We start from the raw sequence: 25,418 nt of genomic DNA on the forward strand, positions 1-25,418 counted from the left end.
ACTGAGCGGCGTCTGGTCGGTGGGTACAACTGTAATCCTGCAACAGCGATTGACGATATGAAAGCGACAAAACGGGCGTGGCGTAAAACGGGGGGCAGGCAGTATAAGCATTTTATACAGAGCTTTCCAAAGGAGGAAAATATAACGGTTGAAGAAGCAAATCAAATTGCTTATGAGCTTATCACCCGCAGCCCAATGTTTTGCGGTTATGAAGTATGCTTTGCCACACATAAGGATAAAGACCATATCCATACGCATTGGATCGTTAATTCCGTCAGCTTCGAGCACGGATACAAATTCCGCTATTCCAAAGCAAAATTGCAGGAATTAAAGGATTTATCCGACAGGAGCGTGCGAGAACACGGGAAATCTATCTGCCAAAAGAACAGTGAAATCACGGCCTTTGATATGGGAACGTATAAGGCGATTGAAAAGGCGGTGCAAGGCACTTACCAAAGTTGGGTATTTGATACGATGAAAGCAATCGTTAAGGCAAAATCTACTGCTTTAAGCCGACAGGTGTTTATTCAAAACATGGAGGAACAGGGCTTTGAAGTGCAGTGGACAGACCGCCGGAAATACATTGTTTTTATCGACAAGGACGGACATAAAATACGCGATCGCCGTTTATCCAAAATATTCAAGATCGACATAAGCAAGGAGGGCTTGGAGAATGACCTACGAGGAAGCATTGAAGAAACAGGAAGAAAACGAGAGTTTGAAAGTGACGCTCACCAATCCAGAAGGGTTACTGGATACGCGGATCAATATAGACGTTCTGACAAAAGAGAACGCGGAACTAAAACGACAGCTGAGGAAATCCGAAGAAAACTCGCAGAAATTCCAGGAAGCGGCTACGAAAGAGTTTTCTCAGATCAATCAGACATTGGGAGAAATGAACGCGAAGATGCAAGAGATAGAGACAAGCAACGAAATGCTCAACGACAACATGGAAAACGCCTCAGACAAATTAGCAAAGACGATGATCGGTGTTTGTGACACACATTTAGGCGGATTTGATAAATCTATCCTGCAAGTTAAAAGCGCCGCCAAAGCATATACAAATGCTGTCACGCAGGATATAAGAAAGTCGCTCAAACTGCTGAAATCATGCACGGTGTTTATCTTTACAGGCTGGATTGTGCCGATGATTGCGGGATTATGGTTTATTCTACCAAACATTTTTTAATGCTTCGGAGGGAAAGAGTCTGCCTCGATTTCGAGGCAGATTCCTTTCACTTGAAAAAATAAAACTCTTGTGCTACAGTAATACCAAGAAAGAGTAATATAGAAAAAGCAAAGCACTGAATGAAGCGTTAAGGGTGTTTTATGGCACGGATTATGAAAAACAGAAAATTTAAAATAGCCGTTGCGATGCTTTTTGTTATTCTTTTTCTGGCGCTTTTCATGGGCGTGCCGCTCCTTCACGCAGGGCATGATTGTAGCGGCGAAGACTGCCCGATTTGTCATTTCATACAAACAACGCTCCGGCAGATTTCTGGTATTTTAAGTATTATTGCAATAGCAGCGGTGTTTCTAACAGCATTAAAATTATCAGCATTTTGTATTTTACTCCTCAAAATTTTTTCGGCGGGATCTTTGGTGTCCCAAAAGGTGCAACTGAATAATTGAACTCCTAAACACACCTTATTCCCTAGAGACAGAGGTATGTCTTCTAAGATAAGGTGTATTTTTTGTACACAAAAAATAAGATTTCAGGAGGCAAATAGATGAAAAAAATTATTTTGCTGTTTATCAGCATTGTATTTGTATTGGCGGTTTTTAGCGCTTGTTCCAATGCGCCAGTTTCACCAGCTGAAATAAAAACAAATGCGCAGGCAACAGAATCCGGAGTACCCAAAGAGAAGAAAACGACCGGGCAGAGGCAGGAAGAAAAAATAAAAGTGGTCACGACAAATTTCCCTCAATATGATTTCGTGCGTCAAATTGCGGGTGATAATGTAGATTTATCGATGCTGCTTGCACCGGGAGCGGAAAGCCATTCGTACGAACCGACACCGCAGGATATCATTAAAATACAAGAGAGCGACCTGTTTGTTTATACGGGAGGGGAAAATGATGTTTGGGTAGATCAAATACTCGAATCAATGGGGGACGATAAACCACAAACCTTCAAACTGACGGATTGTGTGGATCTCGTGGAAGAAGAACTCGTGGAAGGGATGGAAGACGATCACGATCATGAAGAACATGGCGCGGAGGAAGATCATCCTGAAGCAGATGCTCACGACCATGAATCTGGAGAGCATAGCCATTCCGATGAAGATGCGGAATATGACGAACACGTGTGGACTTCTCCGAAAAACTCAATTGAAATCGTTAGAAAGTTGACGGATGCCCTTTCCGGTCTGGATGATAAAAACAAAGCCGTGTACGAGAAAAACCGCGACAACTATATCGTAGAACTGGAAAAACTTGACCAACAGTTTGCAGATGTTGTAAAGAATGCTGCGCGCAAAACGGTCGTATTCGGTGACCGGTTCCCATTCCGTTATTTTGCGGATGAGTACGGGCTTACGTATTACGCCGCTTTCCCGGGATGTTCGACGGAAACGGAGCCAAGTGCTAGCACTGTCGCATTTCTGATCGATAAAGTAAAATCGGAACATATCCCGGTCGTCTTTCACATCGAGTTGTCGAATGAAAAAATGGCGGACACGATCTGTGCGGAAACAGGAGCAAAAAAGCTATTGTTCCATGCCTGCCACAATGTTTCCAAAGAAGATTTTGATAAGGGAGCCACTTACCTCGGTTTGATGGAAGGAAATGTGTCTGCTTTGCGGGAGGCCCTAAACTGATGGCGTTATTTCATTGCACAAACGTTTCGTTCCGATACGATGGACAGATTGCCGCAAAAGATTTGAATTTTGAGATATACAAGGGCGATTACCTTTGTATTGTCGGCGAAAATGGTTCGGGAAAAACGACCTTGATTAAAGGATTGCTGGGATTGATTCCTGTATACGAGGGAACGATAGAAATAGGCGACGGACTGCATACAAATGAAATTGGCTATTTGCCACAGCAGACGATTGTTCAAAAAGATTTCCCCGCCAGTGTATATGAGGTTGTCCTTTCCGGAAGGCTGAACAGGATGGGGGGTTCGCCGTTCTATTATGCGGAAGATAAAAAAGAAGCATTGCGGAATATGGAGCGTCTGGGCATCACATATTTAAAAGATCAATGCTACAGGGAGCTATCCGGAGGCCAGCAGCAAAGGGTGCTGCTGGCCCGCGCCCTGTGCGCGACCAAAACAATGCTGCTGCTTGACGAACCGGCAGCGGGGCTCGATCCCATTGTGACGTATGAGCTATATTCCCTGCTTCAGGAAATAAACCGGGCGGGGATCACTATTGTTATGGTTTCCCACGACATCCAAGCGGCAATCAGCTACTCAGACCATATTTTGCATCTGGCAACCGCGCAGCTCTTTTTCGGTACGACATTGGAATATAAAAACAGCGAAATCGGCCAACATTTTCTGGAGGGACAGGGCCATGCTTGAAGTGTTTGCCGAAATGATGGCTTATCCGTTCCTTGTGAAGGCGCTGCTTGTAGGGATCATGGTATCCCTTTGTGCAGCCTTGCTTGGCGTAAGTCTTGTACTGAAGCGTTATTCTATGATTGGCGACGGGCTTTCCCACGTCGGGTTCGGCGCACTTGCGGTAGCGATGGCGTGCGGTTTGGCACCGCTTGAAGTCACGATTCCAGTTGTCATTGCAGCGGCGTTCCTGTTGCTTCGGATCAGTGAAAGCAGCAAAATTAAAGGAGACGCGGCAATTGCGCTCATTTCCACAAGTGCCCTTGCGATCGGCGTCATGATGATTTCCGTTACGACGGGCATGAACACGGACGTATGCAACTATTTGTTCGGCAGTATACTTGCCATGAGTACAGGCGATGTAGCCTTGAGCCTCGTACTTTCGGTTGTGGTAATTGTTTTGTTTGTCGTGTTTTATCACAAAATATTTGCCGTCACCTTTGATGAAAATTTTGCAAAAGCAACCGGAGTCAAGGCGAATCTATACAACATGCTGATTGCCATTTTAACGGCGATTACAATCGTCCTTGGAATGCGGATGATGGGAACGCTTCTCATCTCCAGTCTGATCGTGTTCCCGGCTTTGATTTCTATGCGGGTGTGCAAACGATTCCGCAGCGTCGTGCTCTGCTCAGCAGTGATTTCTGTGATCGGTTTTTTTATCGGGATTACCCTTTCTTACCTGTATGCAACGCCAACCGGGGCAAGCGTTGTGATTGTCAACCTGATGTTGCTTGGGATTTTTGCCGTGGTTGGAACTTTGAAAGGAAGATATGCAAAATGAAAAAAATATGGAGTTTGTTACTCATCACTCTGCTTCTATTGGGGGGGTGTGCCAATAACGGCGTTTCCGCGAAAGATATCCCGGCGTCCAGCCGCCAAGCGGACAGTTCGCCTACGTTTGTGCCTTCACAGGAACCGACTTTGCCGCCGTCCTCATCGATACCCGCCGTTCAGACGCACAGCCAGGAAGTCCCAATGCCAAGCGGAGATGTGATTGAGATCAAGGAAAAAATGTTTGTAGCGCAAAGCAACGACGTTTACATCAATTCCAAGGAATATATGGGAAAGACAATCAAATGGGAGGGGATGTTCCAGCAGATGACGGATACGGCAAATGGAAATGTGCATAATTTTGTGATAAGGTATGGACCGGGTTGCTGCGGTTACGATGCGAATGCTGGCTTTGAAGTCAGGTGGGACGGCGATCTCCCCGAAGTAAACGATTGGGTGGAAGCTGTAGGAACTCTGGGAACTTATGAGGAGAATGGGACAGAGTATCTGTATGTGCAGCTTCAGGAATTGAACATTCTTGAACAGCGCGGCGAAGAATACGTCTATCAATAATAAAAGAAAAGAAAGGCTGAAAAGCTATGAAAAAGAAAAGAATGATTATATCCACTGTTTTTGCGACCATATTTTTGATGTTGTCCTTTGCAGGATGCGGTAAACTGCTCGCGGATGGTTCCCAGGCAACGACCATTACATCTACGCAAACACAAAATGCGAGTTTGCAGCCAAGTGTGGAGCAAATGCCGACCTCACCGCCGAAACCAACGGCTACCACTATACCTTCCCCTGCAACGACGCCAACTTTTACAACGCAACTTACGCAATTGCAGACGAAGGAAGGATACATACCGCCCAAAAGCCTTGACGGAATCGATCCCATGAACGATAAAGTTGTTTCACTCACCTTTGATGACGGCCCCCATAAGGAAAACACTCCGCGGCTACTTGATATCCTGAAGAAAAACAATGTGGTAGCGACCTTCTTTATGGTCGGGAAAAACGTGAAACAATATCCCGATATTGTAAAAAGAGTGTATGACGAAGGGCACGAAATCGGTTCACACAGTTACGACCATCCCGACCTCATGAAACTATCACTCAACCAGATTATGGTAGATCAATATGGAAAAGCGAACGATGCTATCGAGGCAGTAACCGGATTCCGAACACTGATCGACCGCCCGCCTTACGGCTCTATGTCGGAAGAAATGGCAAAACAAATCGGGCGGGAACAGATTCTATGGTCGGTGGATCCGGAAGATTGGAAAAAGGAAAACCGTGCCCCCGATATTGTATATGACCATGTCGTAAACGGGACGGAAAACGGCGGGTATGTCAAAGATGGGGCAATCATTTTATCGCATGATATTCATGCGAGTACAGTTGACGCATACGAGCGGATTATCCCGGCGCTCAAGGAGCAGGGATACAAATTTGTGACTGTTACGCAGATGATACAGATTGCCGAAATCCGTGGCAAAAACATTGGATACCGATTTGGTCATGCGCCAACGGCGGAAGAAGCAATGAAAAATCTGGAGAAAAAATAACGTATTGAGCCAAAAGTAATAGTAATACATAGAATGCGGCAAAAAAGGTTTCAATATTGATCGCTGATATAATGGTTTCCAGATTCTCTATACCACCCTTTAATTTACCCTTTACAAAATATCAGCAGGAAATTTGAGCAATATAGGACGAAACAAGGAATGGCTTAACAATGCGGATTTTGGACGAAATGATACTGCATAAAACAGGCTGGAATAGGCGCGGACAAATTCAAATCCCTCCTTCTCCGCCAAACAAATGGCCTTTTTGGCCTGAGAGATAGTTCTTGGTTAGGATATCTCTTAAAAACTAGATATTGCATGGGTTTATGCTCATGCAATATTTTTTTATTCAGCCTTCTCAGCGTTTGCATCCATTTGCCGGAGTATTGCCAAAGCGGCCGATCACCATTTGCTATTAAGGATAATAAATCACCAACAAACTTATAAGTGATTTCAACATCCTGTGTCCGTTTGCCATTCACCTTATACTGGGCGGATACTCGTATCTCTTCGATCAACGCAAGCGCCATCTCCCGGTCGATTTTCTTTACCCCAATATATTTTCTCACTGTCTCGATCCATTTGTCAGCGTTTTTCTCATGGCGTATTTCGACCTCTTCGCGTATTGTATGCGCCGCGCAAGTCTCCTTACCACTGTTGGTATATTTGCTACATCGATAGGTCATTTTACGGACTTTTCCTCCACCACGCAGCGAGGCGCACATCGTAGTACCGCAGTCCATACATCGTACTAACCCGGCAAACACAGAAATCTCCCGATCGATCTTAGGTGTGCAATAGCGCCCTATTGTATCACGCTACATCGATTGCGCACAGGCTGGCCACAGTGAAGAATGCCGACCAGATATTGGTGGTAGATGATGGAAAAATTGTCCAGCAGGGCAAACACAAGGAGCTGGTTAGCCAGCCAGGCATATACCGCGATTTTATCGACATCAGAAAAAAGTCGGCGGGTTGGCAGATCGGTTAACGCCTGCCCGGCCAGACGCTTGACAAAGAGATGGAATTACAGTAATATATCACTGATATATTTTTTCGGAGGTTGCTTTGGCAGAGTTGAGCGACACACAGCAAAAGCTGTTGGACATTGGCAAAAAAGAATTTTTGGAGAAAGGCTTTCGGAATGCTTCTCTCAGGGGGATTGTCAAAGAAGCCGGTTTTACTTTGGGTGCATTTTATGGATATTATCCAGATAAGGAAACATTGTTTGACGCGCTGGTAGCGCCTGCTGCGGATGCGCTTGTATCCCGATTCAAAGAGGCGCAGGACAAACATTTTGATTTGATCGAGCAGGAAAATACCGCGCAGAGCAGACAGCTTTCCACAGAATATTTGATTCGATTTGTCAATGATATTTACGACAACTATGACGCGTTCAAGCTTATCATATGCTGTGCGGACGGTACAAAATATCAAAATTTTATTCATGAGCTGGTAGAGCTTGAGGTGCGTGTAACAGAAAAATATTACAGGAAACTAAAGAAGCTGGGCAAGATAGCACATACGGTCAGCAAGGATGTTCACCACATGCTCACCAGCGCATATTTTACAGCGGTGTTTGAGGTGGTGGCGCACGACATGAGCAGGGCAAAGGCGCTGCGCTATGTACGGAAGATCGCCATGTTTTTTAACTGTGGATGGGATGGAATTTTAAAAATACAATAATTTTTTTAACAACGAGTTAGCTTATGCTAATTCAAGCGTTGGATTGGAGGAACATATGAGCATGGAGAATTGGAACAAATGGGTGGCAAGGGATATCATCACAACAGTGCTGTTGAGTTTGTTGCTGATCGTAATTCAGTTAGTGATCAACATGGTGGCCATGTTGAATGATTTTGTCAGTATGGTGCTATCCGTGGGGATCAGCTGTTTTCTATGTGCGCCTATCTATTTTCTTTTGGTGCGGCGGGTACGTAAACGGTTTGTTTCGCTCATTTATATGCTGATTTTGGGCGTTGTATTTTTGATCATGGGCGATTGGTTTTTGCTGCCGTACTTTGCAGTGGTGGGATTGATCTGTGAGGCGATCTTGTGGAAACAGGGCTCTTACGATAATCCGTGGCGGATTACGGCTGCGTGGACGATATACAGTGTGCTGTACATTGGTGTGAACCTTTTGCCGCTGTGGTTTTTTTGGGATTCGTTTCACCAAAACGCGTTGGCCAGCGGAATGACGCAGGAATATATCGACGCATATGTGCGCTATTATTCTCAACCCGGTTGGCTGGTTGCCATTGTAGTAATCACTGCCGTTCTTGGCTTTTTGGGATGTATGGTGGGCAGACGGATGATGCAAAAGCATTTTAAAAAAGTGGGCGTTTTGTAATGAAATCAAATGCACGATATGAATTTGCCGTTCCTGCAAAATTATGTGCATTTTTCTGCACGCTGATTACTGTTTTTTTGATAACAGATAAGGACAACCTGTGGATGCTTACGGTGACGGGGCTGCTGTATGTTTTGGTGCAGAGGCAGTGGAAACAAGGTATCGGATTTGGAATATTTTATCTGGCATTGAGCCTGTTGCTGCTGCTGATACGCCAAGGAATGCGGATGCCTGTACTTTCTGAATTCCACATATTTATGTTTTGGTGGCTGACGCCTGTTTTTATTGTTGCATGGAGCTTGATGACCACGCCGCCTGGCAAATTGAGCGCGTTTTTTTCTAAACTGCATGCGCCGCGCAGCCTGACGTTGGGGATGTTGGTTGTGTTTCGCTTCTTCCCCACGATGCGCGCGCAATGGAGAGGCTTGCGGGAGTCCATGCACAACCGCGGCCTTACGACAGGCAAACAGATGGTCGCCCATCCGGCGGCAACCTTTGAGTATACGCTTATCCCTGTATTGATGAGCTGCCTGCAAATATCCGACCAGCTGGCAGTGTCTGCCGTCTCGCGCGGGCTGGATACACCAGGGCGGAGGGAAAGCTATTATGAATCAAAAATGAAAGCGGCAGACTATGCGTGCATGGCTCTTTTTATTGCTGCAATGGCGGCATTGCTTATAGGTGGGAGAATGGCATGATAGAGCTCAATAATGTATCTTTTGCGTATGAAGGACAGGAGAACTGCATTCATAATGTAAACCTGACAATCAGACAAGGCGAATGTGTTGTGCTGGTGGGACGTTCGGGCAACGGCAAGACGACATTGACAAGGATCATAAACGGGCTTGCGCCTGCGTATTATAGAGGAACCCTGACAGGTGAAGTGAAAATCAATGGAAAAGATATCAGGGAGTATCGGGACTGGGAGCGCGCCAAGGCGATCGGTAATGTATTTCAAGATCCAAAATCGCAGTTTTTTTCTGGAGAGCTTGTGGGCGAAGTGGCCTTTGCGTGTGAAAATCTGGGATATGGGAAGGAGGCCATAAAAAAACGCACCGACAAAACAATCGAAGAAATGGGGTTAACCTATATAAAATCGCGAAGGCTGGATGTGCTGTCCAGCGGCGAAAAGCAAAAGGTAGCCATTGCTTCGGTGCGGGTGGTGGAACCGCAGATATATGTGTTTGACGAGCCTTCTGCCAATCTGGACGGGCAGGCCTCGCTTAAACTGACAGAAACGATGCGGCAGTTTAAGCAACAGGGGTATACCTTGGTTATATCAGAGCACCGGCTGGCTTACCTCACAGGGATTGCGGACCGCTTTGTGTATATTGAAAATGGAAAAATAATACGCAGCTATACAGCCAAAGAATTGATGGCGCTGGATGAAGGCGCCAGAAAAGAAATGGGTTTGAGAATTCCCTTTCCATACATTCACGCTGGATTGCCCATGCCACAAAAAGACAACACAAGCCGCCCGTTGCTGACACTGGAAAATGTATCGTACCGTGCAAAAAAGCAACAGATATTGTCGTCAATATCGTTTTCAGCCTGTTCTGGGCAAATCGTTGCGGTCACAGGTCAAAATGGTGTGGGAAAAACGACCCTTGCCAAAGTAATTTGCGGATTGAAAAAAGAGAGTGGCGGCGCATTGTTTGTGAAAGGAGAAAAAGTGCCTGCGAGAAAGCGGTGGCAGAATGTGTGGTACAGCTCTAACGACATCAATACGCAGTTGTTTACAAACAGCGTAGAGGATGAGCTTTTGCTGCAATCCCGAAACGGCAATGATATTGAAGCAGCCAGAAACATTTTGAAAGACTTTGATTTGTATGAATACAGGAGCTGTCATCCGCAGGCGCTCTCCGGTGGGCAAAAGCAGAGATTGTCCATTGCGTGTGGATTGTTGTCCGGCAGGGAAATCCTGATTTTTGATGAGCCCACCAGTGGACTGGATGGAGAAAACCTCGTGCGTGTTGCAGGGGCGTTTAAAAATGCTGCCAAAGACGGCAAAGCGATCATCCTTATAACGCACGACAACGAATTAATGAAGGAATGTTGTACCCATAGCTATGTGATGCAGACTGGAAAATAAAAGAATATCATTCACCATCCGGTCAAAATCGATCTGATATTGATAATCCTGTTCAAACGCAATAAATCGCAAAAGAGCTTGGAGGTTTATTGCTTCGCGTCCACTGTGAAACAACAATCCTGCTTTTGCGCGCAAAACATAAGGACAAATGAATGGGCCGGGAAGGCGGCTATCGATCCACATTGAAAAATATTTTGTCATGTATGCTTTTTATTGAGCTTTGCAACGCCAAAGCTCAGGAAGGTTGCAAACAGGCACCAGCACAAATATGGAATCTGAAGCATCGTTGCAAGCAGGCTGTACGGATAAAATGCGGCCATCATCCATATGATCGAGCCAATCAGGGCCAACAGCCAAACAGAACCTGCAAGGTAGCCGCGGTTCCTGAAAAAGATGATCGACCATGTAAAGTTCAATGCAAGCTGGATAATATAGGGCGTCAGGATAACCGCAACAGAAGCCCCTGCCAAGGCCGCTCCCTTATAGGCAAGATAGGACGAAATTCCCATCAACACATATAGAATTGTCCAGACGATCGGGAACAGGAACCCGGGCGGGCTTAACGGAGGCTGGCGGAAAGCTTCATATTTCTTTTTCGAGTTTCCCGCCGCCCTCGCAGAAAGCATCCCAACTACAAGTGGAACCGCAATAAAAACAATGACCATAATAACGTCTGACATATCAAAACCTCCGGAATTATCAAAATCCTTTCAATGCAGGTATTTTAAACAACCTGTGCTGTTTTAATCACCATTTTTTATGTTATCGTGCGTTTTTTTCGCTGGTGGATACCCGCGGCGATATTTTATCATTTCACAAAATGACGCTGCGCGGCCAAAATGCCCGTTCTTTTTTGCCAAACCGGGAAAAGTCCCGTATTCTTAACACATTTTGTACCATATGGATGATATAATAAAAGAAAAAGTAATCGGGAGATCGTTTTGGCAGGAATTTTGGAACAACTCAACGACAGGCAAAGGGAAGCGGTACAGCAAACCGAGGGGTATGTACGCGTCATTGCGGGAGCCGGAAGCGGAAAAACAAGGACGCTTACTTCACGCTATGTTTATCTGGTGGAGGAGCTGGGCGTGTCGCCGGGCAAAATCATGTCGGTCACCTTTACCAATAAAGCGGCGGGAGAAATGAAGGCGCGAATCCGTAAAATGCTGGGGGATGTGGATACGGGCTTCATCAGCACATTTCACGGCTTTTGCCTGCAGGTGCTGAAAGAGGACATCCACAGGCTGAATTATCCGCAGTCGTTTTCGATTATGGATGAAACGGACCAGAAAAGCCTTCTTGAGGAAATCTACCATGAGCTCGGCCTGAGCCTGCGCGACTACACCTTCCGCGATATGCTCAAGGTAATCGATTTGTTTAAAGCGCCGTACGAATATGTCGGGCAGGTAACGGAGCCGGACGAGCAAAAGGCAATCCGGTATTTTGCAAGCTTTACAAGGGACGACAGGGACAGAATACTCGGCAAGTACGTCCAAAAGCAGCGCCGTAACTTTATGCTTGATTTTGACGACATTATCAATTACACGCTGTATTTGTTTACCCATTACGGGGACGTTTTAAAAAAATGGCAGGAAAAGCTGCAATATATACAGGTTGATGAATTCCAGGATGTGGACGGCAAACAGGCAAAACTTGTGTATCTGCTGTCCGGCGGATATGGAAACCTGTTTGTGGTGGGCGATCCGGATCAGACAATCTACTCATGGCGCGGAGCCGACGTTCACATTATCCTTGATTTCAACAAAGAATTTCCACAGGCAAAAACAATATACCTTAATTCAAATTACCGTTCCACCCCACAGATTCTCAGCGTGAGCAACGACCTGATTTCAAAAAACAGGGAAAGGCTTAAAAACGCACTTTTACCTGTCAGGGACGACGGCGCAAAGGTGTTTTATAAACACACAAAGTCAACCGCAGAGGAAGCCGCTTATGTTGCGCGCACGATCCGGTTTCTTTTGGACAGCGGCGTAAAGCCCTACCATATTGCGGTTCTCTACCGCGCGCATTACGTTTCGCGCAGCCTGGAGGAAGCGTTTGTCAAGGAGGATATCCCATACGCCCTGTTTAACGGCGTAGAATTTTATAACAGGAAGGAAATCAAGGACGTGCTTTGCTATTTGCGTATGCCGCTTACCTTTGACGATATATCGTTCCTGCGCACCATCAATACCCCGCGCCGGGAAATCGGGCGTACGAGGCTTAACTTCCTCACGGAATATGCGGAAAACAACAACGTAAAGCTCTATCAGGCGCTCAAAGACAACCTCGACCACGAGAAAATCAAAAACACCAGGGCAAGGCGCTATGCAGAGGTGATTGAAAAATACGCGGAGCTGACAGGCCGTATGAGCGTTTCGGATTTCGTAGATGGAATCCTGCGTGAATCCGGATATGAAGAAATGCTGATGAAGAACGCGGACCAGAACCGGATCGATAATGTCAGCGAGCTGAAAAACGCGATCCAGCAATATGAGTCAAGCGCTGGGGAGAAGGTGTCGCTTGACGATTACCTTGGAAAAATTGCGTTATTCACGAATCTGGATGTGACGGAAAAGCGCGAGAGCGTAAAACTGATGACTGTGCATACCGCAAAAGGGCTGGAATACCCATATGTATTTGTAGTCAGCCTGAACGAAGGAATCTTTCCATCGGCAAGGGTACGCAGCAGGCAGGAAATGGAGGAGGAGCGCAGGCTGTGCTATGTAGCGTTTACGCGCGCAAGGGATAATCTTTTTCTCGTGGACGCCGAAGGCCGCAATAACGACAGCAGCTACCGCTACCCGTCCAGATTTATTTTCAACGTGGACTTTGAGAAGCTCGAGATCGACGGGATTCCCGACGAAGAGTTTCTTTCCCAGGCAAAGGCGTACATCGGCAGCGCGGAAGGACGGCTGTACCAGTCGCAGGCGCGCCTCATGGCAGGAGACCGTGTAATTCATCCTGTCTTTGGAAAGGGCGTTGTTTTGCGGGAAACAGACAAAAGCTATGAGATTGAGTTTGAAACTATTACGGGACACAGGGACATCGATAAAAAATATGGAAAGCTGAAAAAACTCTGAGTATCCTAATACGGAAATTGCCGTCCCTTATGGCACCATACCACGGCGGGCGGTTGTTTCCGTTTTTTTCATATTATATTGACAAGACAGAAAAAACGCACTATTATGTTAATAGTGTTAGCGAACGGTGTTCGCAAAAATAAACGGAGACTTGTTATGCCCAAAGACAAAACAGAAACCTATCATAAAATCATACGGGCGGCAAAGGCTGAGTTTTTAGAGAAAGGCTTTGAGCAAGCCTCCATGCGTAATATTGCTTCTGCAATCGGCATGAGCGCAGCCGGGCTTTACCGCCATTTCAAAGATAAGGAAGACCTGTTTGACGCATTGATCGAGCCCCTGATGCAGGCCTTTGCAAAGGCGTATGCTGCGCAGCGAAAACGAGCTTACCGTTTTTTGGAGGACGACGGCAATATGGAGGAACTGTGGATGGGCAAAAATGACCTGACCATTTTTCTGGACCTCATGCACCGTTATTATGATGAATTCCGTTTGTTGCTTTGCTGTGCAGATGGGACAAAGCATGCGGATTTTATTCACGACTTCACAAGCTTCGAGCAAAAGGAAACGCTCGAATATATGGAAGCAGCCCGCAAAAAAGGCCTTCAGGTCAATGATATCAAGCCGCAGGAGCTGCACCTTCTGTTAAGCGCTTACTATACGGCGGTATTTGAAGTTGTGGTTCACAGCTTTGAGCGGGCAGAGGCGGAGCATTACCTGCACACTTTGCAACGCTTCTTTTTTCCGGGCTGGCGGGCGGTGCTGGGGCTATAATGCGGCTATATTTTTTTGTGTACGAGTTAGTTTTTGCTAACTGAATTGGTAACGGGCGCTACCCGTGCCCAAAAGACTCCAAAAACAGCGTTTTACATTTTGGGTGTCGGCGTAGCGTCTGGAATACTGAATATACGCTCAATGGGTTAGTTGTTGCTAACTAAAATGACAAAAGGAGGATGCAAATTGAAACAGAAAAAGAAAGGAAATATTTCGCAGCTTCTGGATTATGCCGGCGGCCATAAAAAGCTGACGGTTCTGGGATGCGTATTGTCCGGTGTTTCCGCAATACTTTCCATGGCTCCCTATATTTTAATCTGGTTTGTGGCCAGAGGGGTTTTTTCAGCGATGCCTGATTTTTCCTCGTCCCAGGGGTTGGTGCAGTACGGCTGGGATGCGCTATGGTTTGCGCTCGTTTCGGCGGCGGTTTATTTTGGCGCGCTGCTGTGCACGCACCTTGCCGCCTTCCGCACAGCGAAAAATATGCGTTCGCAGGCGGCGAAGCGTCTCGTAAACCTGCCGCTTGGATATTTCACCTCAAACCAATCGGGCCGCCTGCGTAAGATGATTGACGACAACGCAGACATGACAGAGACACTTCTGGCGCACGAGCTGCCGGATTACGTGGGCGCAGTTGTTACTCCGCTTGCGGCTGTTGTGCTGTTGTTTGTGTTTGACTGGCGGATGGGGCTGTTGTGCCTGATTCCAATCGTCATATCGGTCATCACCCTGTTTCGCATGATGGGGGGCAAGCAGGCAAAATTTTTCAGCAAATACCAGCGGGCCATTGAGGACTTGAGCGCGGAGGCCACGGAATACGTACGGGGAATCCCGGTGGTAAAAGTATTCCAGCAAACTGTTTATTCCTTTAAAAGCTTTTATTCCTCTATTATGAGCTACAGCAGGCTGGCGTCGGATTACGCCATGGTAAACCGCACGCCCATGACGGTATTTACAACGGTTTTGAACTCGACATTCCTTTTGCTGATCCCTGCGGGCATGATTTTGTGCGGCATTGCTTCCGACGGATGGGCGATTTTGGTGGACCTTGTATTCTATATCCTGTTTACGCCGCTGTGCGCAATGATGGTCAGTCGCATCATGTATGCGGGACAGGCCTCGATGGAGGCAAGCGAGGCGGTATATAAGCTGGAACAGATCACAGACGAAAAACCACTGGAGGAACCGCAAAACCCTGTAGCGCCAAAGGGCGCGGATGTGGAGCTCAGGAATGTTACGTTCACCTATCCGGGTGCGGGAGATCCGGCGCTTTCCGGAGTCAGCTTCCATGTTCCGGAAGGAAAAACGATTGCGCTCGTCGGACCGTCCGGCGGTGGAAAAACCACAGCGGCAAGCCTGATTCCCCGTTTTTGGGACGTACAGGAGGGCGAGGTGCTTGTGGGCGGCGTGGACGTGCGGCAGATTTCGCCTGAGGTGTTGATGGACCAGGTGGCGTTTGTGTTTCAGGATACCCGCTTGTTTAAAATAAGCATCCTCGAGAACATACGGGCGGCGCGCCCGCAGGCCTCGCGCGAGGAGGCGCTGAAGGCAGCGCACGCCGCGCAGTGTGACGATATTCTGGAAAAAATGCCAAACGGCGTCGATACTGTGATCGGTACAAAGGGCGTGTATCTGTCAGGTGGCGAACAACAGCGCATTGCCCTTGCACGCGCAATTTTGAAGGATGCACCTATTATCGTACTGGATGAAGCGACCGCTTTTGCGGATCCGGAAAACGAGGCGCTCATCCAAAAGGCGTTTGAAGTACTGACCAAAGGAAAAACCGTTTTGATGATCGCCCACCGCCTGTCTACTGTGCGCGGGGCGGACCGCATCCTGGTACTGAAAAACGGCAGGGTGGCGGAACAGGGAACCCATGATCAGCTTGTGGAGAAAAACGGTGTTTACGCAGCCATGTGGAACGACTATCAAACTGCTGCGCAATGGAAGGTAGGAAAGGAGGCGGCATCATGATCCGCAAACTGCAAAAACATTATGCCCTGACGGAAAGAGGGGCGAAAGATCTCGTAAAGGCGACGTTGTGGACTGTGGGTGCGAACCTGAGCCTGATGGTGCCGATCGGCCTGTTGATGCTGGCGCTCATGCAAATCATAAACGCCCTCATGGCCGGAGGGGATCCCGCTCAGGGAGTATGGGGATATACGGCGCTGGCAGCAGGACTTGTCGCCGTCATCTATATCGTCCATTGGTTCCAATATAAATCGCTGTATATCGCAACCTATCAGGAAAGCGCAAACCGGCGTATACGCCTTGCGGAAAAGCTCAGGGAACTGCCCTTGTCCTTCTTTGGAAAGAGGGACCTGTCAGACCTGACGGCTACGCTGATGTCGGACAGTGCATCCCTCGAGCAGGCGTTCTCACATTTTGTCCCGCAGCTTTACGGCACAATCATCTCCACGATCATTATCGCGGTCGGCATGATTGCGTTTGATTGGCGGATGGGACTGGCGGTGCTTTGGGTGGTGCCGGTTGCCGCGCTTTTGGTGCTCGCATCCAAAAAGGCTCAGGATAAAGCAGGGACGCGCACGCTTCTTGCAAAGCGCGTTGCAACGGACGGCCTGCAGGAACTTCTCGAAACGGTAAAGGACATAAAGGCCTGCAACCAGAAAGAAACGTATCTGAGGGGGCTTGACGAAAAGCTTGATTTTGCGGAAAAAGCAACCATCCATTCAGAGCTCGTATCGGGAACCTGCATTACCTCGGCGCAGGCGTTCCTGAAAATCGGCCTTGCCACCACGGTGCTGGTGGGAATCGGATTGCTGGTTGCCGGACAGATCGACGTTCTGGTGTTTCTGGTCTACCTGATCGCCGCTTCCCGTATTTACGATCCGGTCAAGGCAGCGTTCGAAAATATGGCGGCGGTCTTCAATATGCAAATCAAGATTGAACGGATGCGCGCGATTGAGGAACAACCGGTACAGACGGGGATGGACCATTATTCCCCCAAGGGATATGATATCGTGTTTGACCACGTAAAATTTGCGTACAACGAAGATGAAGGAGTGCTTGAAGACGTATCCTTTACGGCAAAGCAGGGAGAGGTAACGGCTCTCGTCGGCCCATCAGGCGGCGGCAAGAGTACCGCCACAAAGCTTGCCGCGCGGTTCTGGGATGTGAACGGAGGAAAAATTACGCTGGGCGGCGTGGACGTTGCCACCGTAGAACCGGAGGCGCTTCTCACCAACTATGCAATCGTATTTCAGGATGTGGTGCTGTTCCACGATACGGTAATGGAAAATATACGGCTGGGGCGAAGGGACGCGTCGGACGAGGATGTGCTGGCAGCGGCAAAAGCCGCACAGTGCGACGAATTTGTAAAAAAACTGCCGGAGGGTTACCAGACGGTAATCGGCGAAAACGGATCCACCCTTTCCGGTGGAGAACGCCAGCGCATCTCCATTGCAAGGGCGCTCCTGAAGGACGCTCCGGTTATCCTGCTTGACGAAGCAACGGCAAGCCTGGATGTGGAAAACGAGACGGCGGTGCAGGAAGCGATTTCAGGACTGGTGCAAAATAAGACGGTGCTTATCATCGCCCACCGTATGCGCACCGTAATGGGCGCGGATAAGGTCGTCGTTCTCGCGGACGGCAACGTAGCGGAAACAGGCTCGCCACAGGAGCTCGCAAAAAAGCAGGGAGCATTCGCGCATATGGTGGAGCTGCAACAGGAAAGTGCGGGGTGGAGCATCTCATGAAGAAAAAGACAAAAAACCACTCCCACGCGTCAGGTGAGGATTACCTGGAGGCAATCCTGGTATTAAAGCAAAAAAAAGGTCTGGTCAGGCCGATTGACCTGGTTCGTTATATGGATTATACGAGGCCAAGCATCAGCAGGGCGGTTGCGGTACTGCGAAAGGAAGGCTATTTACAGCCGGATACCGGCAATGAGCTTGAATTGACGCAAGCCGGAATGGAGCTCGCGCAGAAGGTTTACGAACGCCACCGTTTTTTTACCCGCCAGTTGACCGAAGCCGGAGTCGATCCCAAAACCGCCGAGCAGGACGCCTGCCGGATCGAACATGTGATCAGCGACGAAAGCTTTGAAAAACTGAAAAAACACGTCGGCAGAGACGGCGGGAAAGGCGCCGGCGAACAGAAGAAAACCGATATCCGGAGCGGCGTTGGGCAACAGTTGGGCCTGTATTCCAACGTGTGGAAGGAAACGGGCAAAGGAGGTCCAAATTGAAAAGCATATTACAGAATACAAGAAAGCCCACAGGTTTTTGGGGACGCGCAATCCTCCGCGGAATGAACGCGGGGCACGCGCAGCTGGCGGATTGGGGGCTTTCCCACCTCAGTCCTGCGCCCGGTGCAAGGGTGCTTGATATTGGCTGTGGGGGAGGCGCAAATATAGAAAAACTGCTATCCCTTTGTCCGAATGGATTTGTGGACGGGGTTGATTATTCAGAGGAAAGCGTGAAGATGAGCCGAAAGAAAAATGCCGCGGCTTTGGGAAAACGTTGTGAGGTTGTGCAGGGAAATGTGATGGCGCTTCCTTATGAAGACGGCCTGTTTGATGTGGTAACGGCGTTTGAGACCGTGTATTTCTGGCCGGACCTTTCCGTCGCATTTTTGCAGGTGCACAGGGTGCTTAAGCCGGGCGGCGTATTCCTGCTTGTTTGCGAGGAGAGCAACCCGGAAAATACGGCGTGGACAGACCGGATCGACGGAATGAAGATTTATTCGGGCGATGATCTGGAAAACAGGCTCCGTTCAGCCGGATTTACGGATATCGTTGCGCATCAGCAAAAAAAGGGATGGCTTTGCCTGTCCGCACGTTCCTGATAGAACGGTTGCCTGTCAAATACAATGGAGGAAACCTGTTTTCCTCCATTTTTTGCATTCGGTAAAATGAAATATCGATGAGAATCCATCTTGACATCTTTTTCAGGAACAGGTAAACTGAAAAATGGGTAAGCAATAGCTAACCCATATATTTTATGCGGGAATTAGCACCGGCTTACTTCATTGCCGGTCAGGGGGACATTATGAGCGGTGGATTTTTAGCGGCGGCGTTGCTGCCCATTCTTGGAAACATGATTTTAAACGGCGGTAAAAACAAGCGTAAGCCAAACCAGCTGAATCTGCCTTCGTTCCGCGGCGTGCTGGAAGTGAAAAGCGCTGTTGACGGCAGGATCCGTTTTTCCATTCCGTTTTTGAAAGGCAACGGGCAGATGGCCGCACAGGCCGAGCAGCAAATCAGCAGGCTAAAGCCGGTTTCGCAGGTCTCGATCAATACGGTCACAGGCTCGCTTTTGGTCTGCTACGACAGTTGCGCAGTGCAGCCGCAGCTTTTGCAGGCGGCTGTTATGAAACTGCTGGGCCTGGAAGAAGCTGCAAACGAAAGCGGAGGTTCCCTGCTTGGACGGGAATGCCGCACATTTGCGCAATCCATGAACCATGCCGTTGCGGATAAAACCGGCGGACTGATGGACCTGAACTTTTTAATCTCAATTCTTATGATGGGCGTTGGGATGTTTTTTGTTTTGAAAAATCCGGCGAAGTTCCCCAACGGGTATACGCTGCTTCGCTGGGGAACCAATCAACTGCTTGGACAAAGGGGCGCCGGCGAATGAGCGGATGGAAGGCAGGAGCGATCAAGTCTTTTTTTCGCGTGGTTATAAATTCAGATATCCCCGGGCGGCTGCGCATTAAAATTAAGAATTTCCGACTGATTCCGGAGACGGGCGTAAACGCCTCGTTACCGTATATTTCAAAGGCATTTGGAATATTGCCGGGCGTAAAAAGCGCCCGGCTGAATCCGAAGGTCGGCAGCCTGCTGATTATTTATGATCCGCTTAAGGTCAATACGAAAAAAATACTTGAATGGATCAATATCATGATAGAAACAGGCGTAAAATATGCGCCGGTCATTGCCCGTTCCGGTATCAGGGAACCCGCGCGCATAGAGGCTTTTTTAATTGAGCGGCTTACAAGGCGCGTGCCGGATATGGAAAAAACGGAGGAACTATGATAAACAGCAAAATTACGTTTCATGGGGTGACGCTGCGGCAAACCACGGGACGCATACGCCTGCACTATGAAGGCATTCGTTACCTGAAAGATTATTATAAGGAAATCGGCAAAAAGCTGTGCGCAATGGCGCATATTGATTCCGTTACCTTTAATGCAGTAACGGAGAACCTCTTGGTTTATTACAGGCATAACAAGCGTGTGGCGGACCGGTTGCAGGAAACCATAGATTCCGTACTGGAACCGTATGCGATGCAGGCATATAAGGCCATAAAAGAGGAAAACGCCCGCCAGTCTGCAACAGAGACAGAACAGCCGGGCGCGGATTCCAAATCTATTCTGAAAAGGCTGGCGGTTTCAGGTACTACGGTTGCCCTTGGAAATACCCTTTTGAGAAATTATGCCAAAACGGAACTTCTGAAGGTTCCCTATCTTGGAAAGTTTACAACCTTTCCCGCGATTGTGAGCCTTGGCCTTACCGTACCGCTTTTTCAGTCGGCGTGGAAGGGGCTTGTGCGCGATAAAAAGCTAAACGCGGATTTTTTGACCGTGACTTCTATTGTGGCCAGCATACTGCTCGGGCAAAGCTTTTCCGCCCTCACCATTATTATGCTGTCGGATGTTGCTGAATTTATGACTACTTATACGATAGAGCGTACGCGCAAGTCTATCAAAAAGCTGCTCAGCGTGGAAGATGCGTATGCGTGGAAGATGCTGGAAAGCGGGGAGCTTGAGCATTGCCCGATTGAGGATATCATAATTGGGGATACGGTGGTCATTCACACGGGCGAAAAGGTGACGGTGGACGGAGAGGTGCTTACCGGCCAGGCGCTTGTGGACCAAAGCTCCACAACAGGGGAGTTTTTGCCGGTTGTGTGCAAGGAAGGCGATAAAATTTTTGCGGGCTCTATCATAAAAAGCGGCGTTGTAACAGTGCGCGCCCTAAAGGTTGGCGACGACACGGTTGTTTCGCGCATCATCAATATGGTGGAAAACGTTGCTTCGCAAAAAGCGCCCATCCAGCACTATGCAGATCAGTTTTCCAATTATCTTGTCCCGCTTAATTTCCTCGCCGCCATTGCGGTTTATGCGGTTACGCGCAGGCCGGATCAGGCCCTGAAAATGCTGGTGATCGATTATTCCTGCGGAATTAAACTTTCCACAGCGGCGGCTTTTTCCGCGGCAATCAACGCTGCCGTGAGGCGCGGTATATTAATCAAGGGCGGCGCTTTTCTGGAGCGTATGAGTGATGCGAACACCATCATTTTTGACAAAACGGGAACCATCACGGAAGGAAAACCGGAGGTGGTGGCCGCCAAAATACTTACAAAGGAATATACGGAGCGCGAGGTGGTGGCGCTTGCCTGCGCTGCGGAGGAAACCTCCAGCCATCCGCTTGCCGGCGCAATTTTGGATTACGGTACCAGGATGGGCGTTGAAATACCGGTCCACAGCGATACTGTGACCGTAATCTCCAAGGGCAGCAGCACCATGGTGGACGGAAAATGTATCCGTGCGGGCAGCCTTGCCTATATGCGGGAGAACAAAATCAGGGTGCCGCGATCCGCGCAGATGCCGGCTGAAGTTGGCATTGCAACCTATATTGCGGCGGACCATACCCTGCTTGGCGTGCTGTGCGCGATGGATAAGCCGCGCACCAATATCCGCAGGGCAGTCAACAACCTCCGGAATAAGGGAATCGACGAAATCTCCCTTCTGACAGGAGACAGCAAAGAGCAGGCGGGTGCGGTTGCCTCCCAGATCGGCGCGGATTCCTATCAGGCGGAGCTTTTGCCGGAGCAAAAGGCGGAAGCCGTATTAAAGCTGCAGGCCGACGGAAACAGGGTGGTTATGGTGGGCGACGGCATCAATGACGCGCCTGCGCTGTCCTATGCGGACGTAGGGATTTCGCTTGGAAGCAAATCCACGGACGTCGCCATGGAAACGTCCGATATTGTAATCGGGCGAAACGATCCCATGCTGATTCCGCAGGTCAGGGATATTTCGAGCAAAACAATGGAGATCGTCAAGCAGAATTTCGGAATGGTAATCGGCATCAATACGCTGGGGCTTATTTTGGGAGCGGCGAGCAACATATCCGTTTTCTGGAGCGCGATGCTGCACAATATGAGTACGATTGCAGTGGTTGGCAATTCCTGCCGCCTGCTGTTTTACGATAAGGAACGGGAGAAGGATTTATAATGCTGCATTCGGATTTGGAAGTATTGCATACGGTGCGCGGAAGGATCAGGGTGCGCCTGCCCGAAGGGCTTTCCGATCCCGGCGCCGCGGGCTTTTTCCTGTGCGGACAGAAGGAAGTGAACGGATTTCGCTATAATCCTGTGATCAGGACGGCGCTTGTGTGGTACGAGGGGATTTCGCAGGACGAGATACTGGCGCGTCTTGCGGTCGCTTACGCAAACCAAAACGGAATGAAATACATTCATTTAAAGAATTGCCAGGCAAAGAAAACGCCTAACATTACGCCAAGCGGAAGGATTGCCCTTGCAACCATTCTTGCAAACATTGCGGTGCAGGTTTTTATGCCCGCAACAATACTTGCCAATATCACAAAATGGTGCGCGGTCGGGACGACGGCGGGTGCGGTGATCGAGCATGGATATCATGAGCTGTGCGAGCAGGGCGCCTTTGATCCGGAGGTCATGTCCATCATGTATCTGGCCAATGCGGTAAATAAAGGGCAGACGATCTATGCCACGCCGCTGGTGTGGCTGATTACATTTGGGCGGCACCTGTTTCGTCCAAGTGACCGGGGCGTTATGCTCAAAATCGAAGAGGGCTGCGAAAACGAATATTACGTGCGCGTGGTGCGGGACACAAAAAATCCTAAGAAAACAGCTTTCCTGGGAGAGTTTTTTAACCGTTACCTGCAAACCTATCCGCAGATGCCGCTTGCTTCCGGCGGGCGTTTTATCGTGCAGGAGTAAAAACCGGAAGGGGGTTCCGCCAAAGGGACGGAGCGTGCCCGGAATATAGTGTGAAACCGGCCAAAAGCCGGATCGATAAAGGAGGATAAAAAACTTATGATGAGCGGACTTGCAAAAGGACTCTTGATCGGATTTGGAATCAGCGCGGTAGGATTTTATTTCTACAAAAAAAACGAGCAGAAGGTGGATTCGTTTTTGCGCGGGCATGGACTGCCGGTTCCAGATTCCGGAAAAATGAATCTTTCAGACCTGTCGCTTGAAGAACTCATGGAAACAAAAGAGGACATCGAGGATATCATTGCAGAACGTGAAATGAGCGGCGAAAGCAGCGTCATAACCTGCACGGCAGAAACCGTTAAGCTGGAAGAAAAGCCTGAAAAAGCATAAGGTTCCTTTGAAAGAAAAACATAATTCGTAAAAAACCGTACCCTTATTTGCTGTACGGTTTTTTGCGTATTGATTGCCCGGGATAAAGCAAAAAACCATGTAAAAAAGAAAGGCCAATGGAAGAATTTTTCTGCCATTGGCCTTTTTCCTGAAGTAGAAACGGGTTTGGGTTTCGTATTACCAGACCGGCGATAAGGGGGTTATCCTCATCAGGCACATATCGTCGCCCGCTTTGATGCTTTTCAGCAGGTCGACCTCCACCTCGCAGCCCCATACGTCTTCAAAAAGCTCTTTGCTGTAACCCATCGTGCAGTAGCACCATGTTTTCGTGTCGAGCCGTTTTACGTTTGCGAGCATGGGGCAGGGGCAAAACGGAAAGCTCAGGTACAAGGCTCCGTCCTCTGTGAAAAGACCGGCGTTGTGCGCTTTTTCGCTGCCCGCAAATTCCTCCATATTGTTTGCCGAGCGGGTAAGCTCCCGTACCAAAGCCTTTTTTTCGTCCATGCCGTAACCGCACTGGCAGCCCATTCGCAGGCGCTTCAAGGTCTGTGTGTCAAAAGCGGCCTCCATTCGTTTCATGGTTTCACAAACCCATGCTGCGTCGTCCATACTGCCTGCGCCGCCTTCGTATACGATTGCCGCCGCAAGCTCTTCCCCCGCGGCAGCTTTTATCCTTTCAAACAGGGCTGTTTCCTGCATCTTCCTGATATCAAACATATCATTACCTCATTTCTGTATTTCATAAATTGGGTGCACTAAAACAACTGCGAAGCATAAGGCTGTTCGCACCGTTTTATTTTGGATTGTTTTATTGATGGTTCGATATCAGCAAAAGATTGGATCGAGCATAATGATGTCCTTTGAATTCAAATTACGTATCAGTTTAGCATGAAACCGGCAGGAGGTCAAACGCACGCAATCTGTACGGCCGTTTCTCCCCAAAACATAAAAACAAAAAGAACCGCCTTTGCAGAACGGTTCTCTCTGTTTTATCATGGGAATTACCCGTTGATCCTCAGCTTCACAGGCGTTTTGATTTTTTCGATACACGCTTTTACCGCGCTGTCGTCAAGCCGTTCTATCCCCGGATTCCAGTATTCGCGTCCAAGAAATGTATACTTTTTCGCGGCAAACCGGTGATAGGGAAGAAAGTTGATCTCCGCCACTCCGATTTTTTCGGCAAACCGCACAATTTTAGTCAGCGAACCCACATCAAAATTGAACGATGGTATCACGGGAACACGGATGACGAGGCGTTTTGCCACTTTGGAAAGGCGTTCGCAGTTTTCCATGATGCGTTCGCACCGTACGCCTGTGTACGCAAGGTGGTTATCGCTATCCGTGCTTTTTATGTCGAATAAAAACACATCAACAAAGGGTGCGATTCGTACAAAATGCTCCCACGGAACATAACCGCACGTCTCAATGGCGGTTCCAATACCGTTTTTTTTGCACAAAGAAAGCGTCTCCTCAAGAAAATCCACCTGCAAAAGGGGTTCGCCGCCGCTGAACGTTACGCCGCCGCCCGTACGGGCGTAAAACGACGCGTCCCGTATTGCGATGTCCAAAACCTCCTTTGGAGTAACATATTCTCCCTTAAGGTATTTAGCTTCGGCATAGCAGGTCTGTACGCATTTTCCACAGTCCGTGCACAGCGAACGGTCAATATCGATTGTTTTTGTCGCTCCCGTGGGGCATGCCCTGATGCACATTCCACAACCGATGCACAGGTCAGGGTTAAAGAGGATCTCCGGCTGAGGATGGATGGATTCAGGATTGCAGCACCACCTGCAGCGCAAAGGGCAGCCCTTCAGGAATATTGTCGTACGTATGCCGGGCCCGTCATGTATGGAAAACCGCTGGACGTCAAAAATACAACCCTTCAT

At 48.5% G+C, this 25,418-nt stretch carries 26 protein-coding genes and 1 pseudogene; 23 read left to right on the plus strand and 4 right to left on the minus strand.

Annotation, left to right across the window (positions count from 1 at the left end):
* From CHK_RS16100 to CHK_RS15705, 7 genes are all read left to right on the plus strand, one after another.
* On the plus strand, nt 1-999 hold a 999-nt coding region (locus tag CHK_RS16100; RefSeq protein WP_082103474.1), incomplete at its 5' end, for a relaxase/mobilization nuclease domain-containing protein.
* Nucleotides 1,000-1,329: 330 nt separating this feature from the next.
* A complete protein-coding gene (locus tag CHK_RS08620) occupies nt 1,330-1,632 on the plus strand; it encodes a hypothetical protein (protein ID WP_046443653.1) in 303 nt (100 codons plus the stop codon).
* Between the two features lie 98 nt (nt 1,633-1,730).
* Entirely contained in the window at nt 1,731-2,819 is a 1,089-nt protein-coding gene (locus tag CHK_RS08625) for a metal ABC transporter substrate-binding protein (RefSeq protein ID WP_046443654.1), read from the plus strand.
* Nucleotides 2,819-3,526, plus strand: coding sequence for a metal ABC transporter ATP-binding protein (locus CHK_RS08630; RefSeq protein WP_046443655.1), 708 nt, complete (start codon nt 2,819-2,821; stop codon nt 3,524-3,526). The genes CHK_RS08625 and CHK_RS08630 overlap by 1 nt, the downstream gene beginning before the upstream one ends.
* A complete protein-coding gene (locus CHK_RS08635; protein WP_046443656.1) occupies nt 3,519-4,346 on the plus strand; it encodes a metal ABC transporter permease in 828 nt (275 codons plus the stop codon). The genes CHK_RS08630 and CHK_RS08635 overlap by 8 nt, the downstream gene beginning before the upstream one ends.
* Nucleotides 4,343-4,909, plus strand: a complete 567-nt coding sequence (locus CHK_RS08640; RefSeq protein ID WP_131924975.1) for a TIGR03943 family putative permease subunit — start codon at nt 4,343-4,345, stop codon at nt 4,907-4,909. Before CHK_RS08635 ends, CHK_RS08640 begins: the two co-directional genes overlap by 4 nt.
* A gap of 26 nt (nt 4,910-4,935) precedes the next feature.
* Complete coding sequence (locus CHK_RS15705; protein ID WP_052740470.1) at nt 4,936-5,904, plus strand: polysaccharide deacetylase family protein; 969 nt, start codon at nt 4,936-4,938, stop codon at nt 5,902-5,904.
* Nucleotides 5,905-6,068: 164 nt separating this feature from the next.
* Here the strand turns inward: CHK_RS15705 and CHK_RS08650 are convergent, their stop codons facing one another.
* Complete coding sequence (locus tag CHK_RS08650; RefSeq protein ID WP_268904075.1) at nt 6,069-6,671, minus strand: DUF4368 domain-containing protein; 603 nt, start codon at nt 6,669-6,671, stop codon at nt 6,069-6,071.
* A 41-nt stretch (nt 6,672-6,712) separates the two neighbouring features.
* Between CHK_RS08650 and CHK_RS16110 the strand changes: the two genes are divergently transcribed.
* The 5 genes from CHK_RS16110 (at nt 6,713) to CHK_RS08670 (ending at nt 10,346) form a co-directional block, all read left to right on the plus strand.
* Nucleotides 6,713-6,895, plus strand: a complete 183-nt coding sequence (locus CHK_RS16110; protein ID WP_082103477.1) for a hypothetical protein — start codon at nt 6,713-6,715, stop codon at nt 6,893-6,895.
* 77 nt (nt 6,896-6,972) lie between these two features.
* A complete protein-coding gene (locus CHK_RS08655) occupies nt 6,973-7,590 on the plus strand; it encodes a TetR/AcrR family transcriptional regulator (RefSeq protein WP_046443658.1) in 618 nt (205 codons plus the stop codon).
* A gap of 61 nt (nt 7,591-7,651) precedes the next feature.
* Complete coding sequence (locus CHK_RS08660; protein WP_046443709.1) at nt 7,652-8,254, plus strand: MptD family putative ECF transporter S component; 603 nt, start codon at nt 7,652-7,654, stop codon at nt 8,252-8,254.
* Nucleotides 8,254-8,952 (plus strand): energy-coupling factor transporter transmembrane component T family protein, encoded by a 699-nt coding sequence (locus CHK_RS08665; protein WP_046443659.1) that lies wholly within the window; start codon nt 8,254-8,256, stop codon nt 8,950-8,952. Before CHK_RS08660 ends, CHK_RS08665 begins: the two co-directional genes overlap by 1 nt.
* On the plus strand, nt 8,949-10,346 hold the full coding sequence (locus CHK_RS08670) for an ABC transporter ATP-binding protein (RefSeq protein WP_046443660.1): 1,398 nt from the start codon (nt 8,949-8,951) through the stop codon (nt 10,344-10,346). The genes CHK_RS08665 and CHK_RS08670 overlap by 4 nt, the downstream gene beginning before the upstream one ends.
* A 197-nt stretch (nt 10,347-10,543) precedes the next feature.
* On the opposite strand, the gene CHK_RS08675 is transcribed toward CHK_RS08670, so the two are convergent.
* Nucleotides 10,544-11,026, minus strand: a complete 483-nt coding sequence (locus CHK_RS08675) for a TspO/MBR family protein (RefSeq protein ID WP_046443661.1) — start codon at nt 11,024-11,026, stop codon at nt 10,544-10,546.
* A gap of 261 nt (nt 11,027-11,287) precedes the next feature.
* On the opposite strand from CHK_RS08675, the gene CHK_RS08680 reads away from it, so the two are divergent.
* The 11 genes and pseudogenes from CHK_RS08680 (at nt 11,288) to CHK_RS08730 (ending at nt 23,532) form a co-directional block, all read left to right on the plus strand.
* Nucleotides 11,288-13,429 carry an ATP-dependent helicase gene (locus CHK_RS08680; protein ID WP_046443662.1) on the plus strand — a complete coding sequence of 714 codons (2,142 nt, stop codon included), beginning with the start codon at nt 11,288-11,290 and terminating at the stop codon, nt 13,427-13,429.
* A 156-nt stretch (nt 13,430-13,585) separates the two neighbouring features.
* Nucleotides 13,586-14,203, plus strand: coding sequence for a TetR/AcrR family transcriptional regulator (locus CHK_RS08685; RefSeq protein ID WP_046443663.1), 618 nt, complete (start codon nt 13,586-13,588; stop codon nt 14,201-14,203).
* A 186-nt stretch (nt 14,204-14,389) separates the two neighbouring features.
* Nucleotides 14,390-16,177: an ABC transporter ATP-binding protein gene (locus CHK_RS08690; protein WP_046443664.1), complete on the plus strand. Its 1,788-nt coding sequence runs from the start codon at nt 14,390-14,392 to the stop codon at nt 16,175-16,177.
* Nucleotides 16,174-17,919 carry an ABC transporter ATP-binding protein gene (locus CHK_RS08695; RefSeq protein ID WP_046443665.1) on the plus strand — a complete coding sequence of 582 codons (1,746 nt, stop codon included), beginning with the start codon at nt 16,174-16,176 and terminating at the stop codon, nt 17,917-17,919. Before CHK_RS08690 ends, CHK_RS08695 begins: the two co-directional genes overlap by 4 nt.
* Nucleotides 17,916-18,296 (plus strand): annotated as a pseudogene (locus CHK_RS08700) (metal-dependent transcriptional regulator); the annotation flags it as partial. The gene CHK_RS08695 and the pseudogene CHK_RS08700, both read left to right, overlap by 4 nt.
* 110 nt (nt 18,297-18,406) lie before the next feature.
* The gene (locus CHK_RS08705) at nt 18,407-19,009 is read left to right on the plus strand and encodes a class I SAM-dependent methyltransferase (protein WP_235811598.1); all 603 of its coding nucleotides are present in this window, start codon (nt 18,407-18,409) and stop codon (nt 19,007-19,009) included.
* A gap of 155 nt (nt 19,010-19,164) precedes the next feature.
* A complete protein-coding gene (locus tag CHK_RS08710; RefSeq protein WP_160295622.1) occupies nt 19,165-19,800 on the plus strand; it encodes an HMA2 domain-containing protein in 636 nt (211 codons plus the stop codon).
* Complete coding sequence (locus tag CHK_RS08715; protein ID WP_046443668.1) at nt 19,797-20,198, plus strand: heavy-metal-associated domain-containing protein; 402 nt, start codon at nt 19,797-19,799, stop codon at nt 20,196-20,198. Before CHK_RS08710 ends, CHK_RS08715 begins: the two co-directional genes overlap by 4 nt.
* Entirely contained in the window at nt 20,195-22,399 is a 2,205-nt protein-coding gene (locus CHK_RS08720) for a heavy metal translocating P-type ATPase (protein ID WP_046443669.1), read from the plus strand. The genes CHK_RS08715 and CHK_RS08720 overlap by 4 nt, the downstream gene beginning before the upstream one ends.
* Nucleotides 22,399-23,145 carry a hypothetical protein gene (locus CHK_RS15710; RefSeq protein ID WP_052740471.1) on the plus strand — a complete coding sequence of 249 codons (747 nt, stop codon included), beginning with the start codon at nt 22,399-22,401 and terminating at the stop codon, nt 23,143-23,145. The genes CHK_RS08720 and CHK_RS15710 overlap by 1 nt, the downstream gene beginning before the upstream one ends.
* A 96-nt stretch (nt 23,146-23,241) precedes the next feature.
* Entirely contained in the window at nt 23,242-23,532 is a 291-nt protein-coding gene (locus CHK_RS08730; protein WP_046443670.1) for a hypothetical protein, read from the plus strand.
* Between the two features lie 177 nt (nt 23,533-23,709).
* Here CHK_RS08730 and CHK_RS08735 read toward each other — a convergent pair whose 3' ends face one another.
* Entirely contained in the window at nt 23,710-24,249 is a 540-nt protein-coding gene (locus tag CHK_RS08735; RefSeq protein ID WP_046443671.1) for a DUF6144 family protein, read from the minus strand.
* A 284-nt stretch (nt 24,250-24,533) separates the two neighbouring features.
* Nucleotides 24,534-25,418 (minus strand): glycyl-radical enzyme activating protein, encoded by an 885-nt coding sequence (locus tag CHK_RS08740; protein WP_046443672.1) that lies wholly within the window; start codon nt 25,416-25,418, stop codon nt 24,534-24,536.

Source organism: Christensenella hongkongensis (assembly GCF_000981035.1).
In the GTDB taxonomy this organism is placed as follows: Bacteria; Bacillota; Clostridia; order Christensenellales; family Christensenellaceae; genus Christensenella; species Christensenella hongkongensis.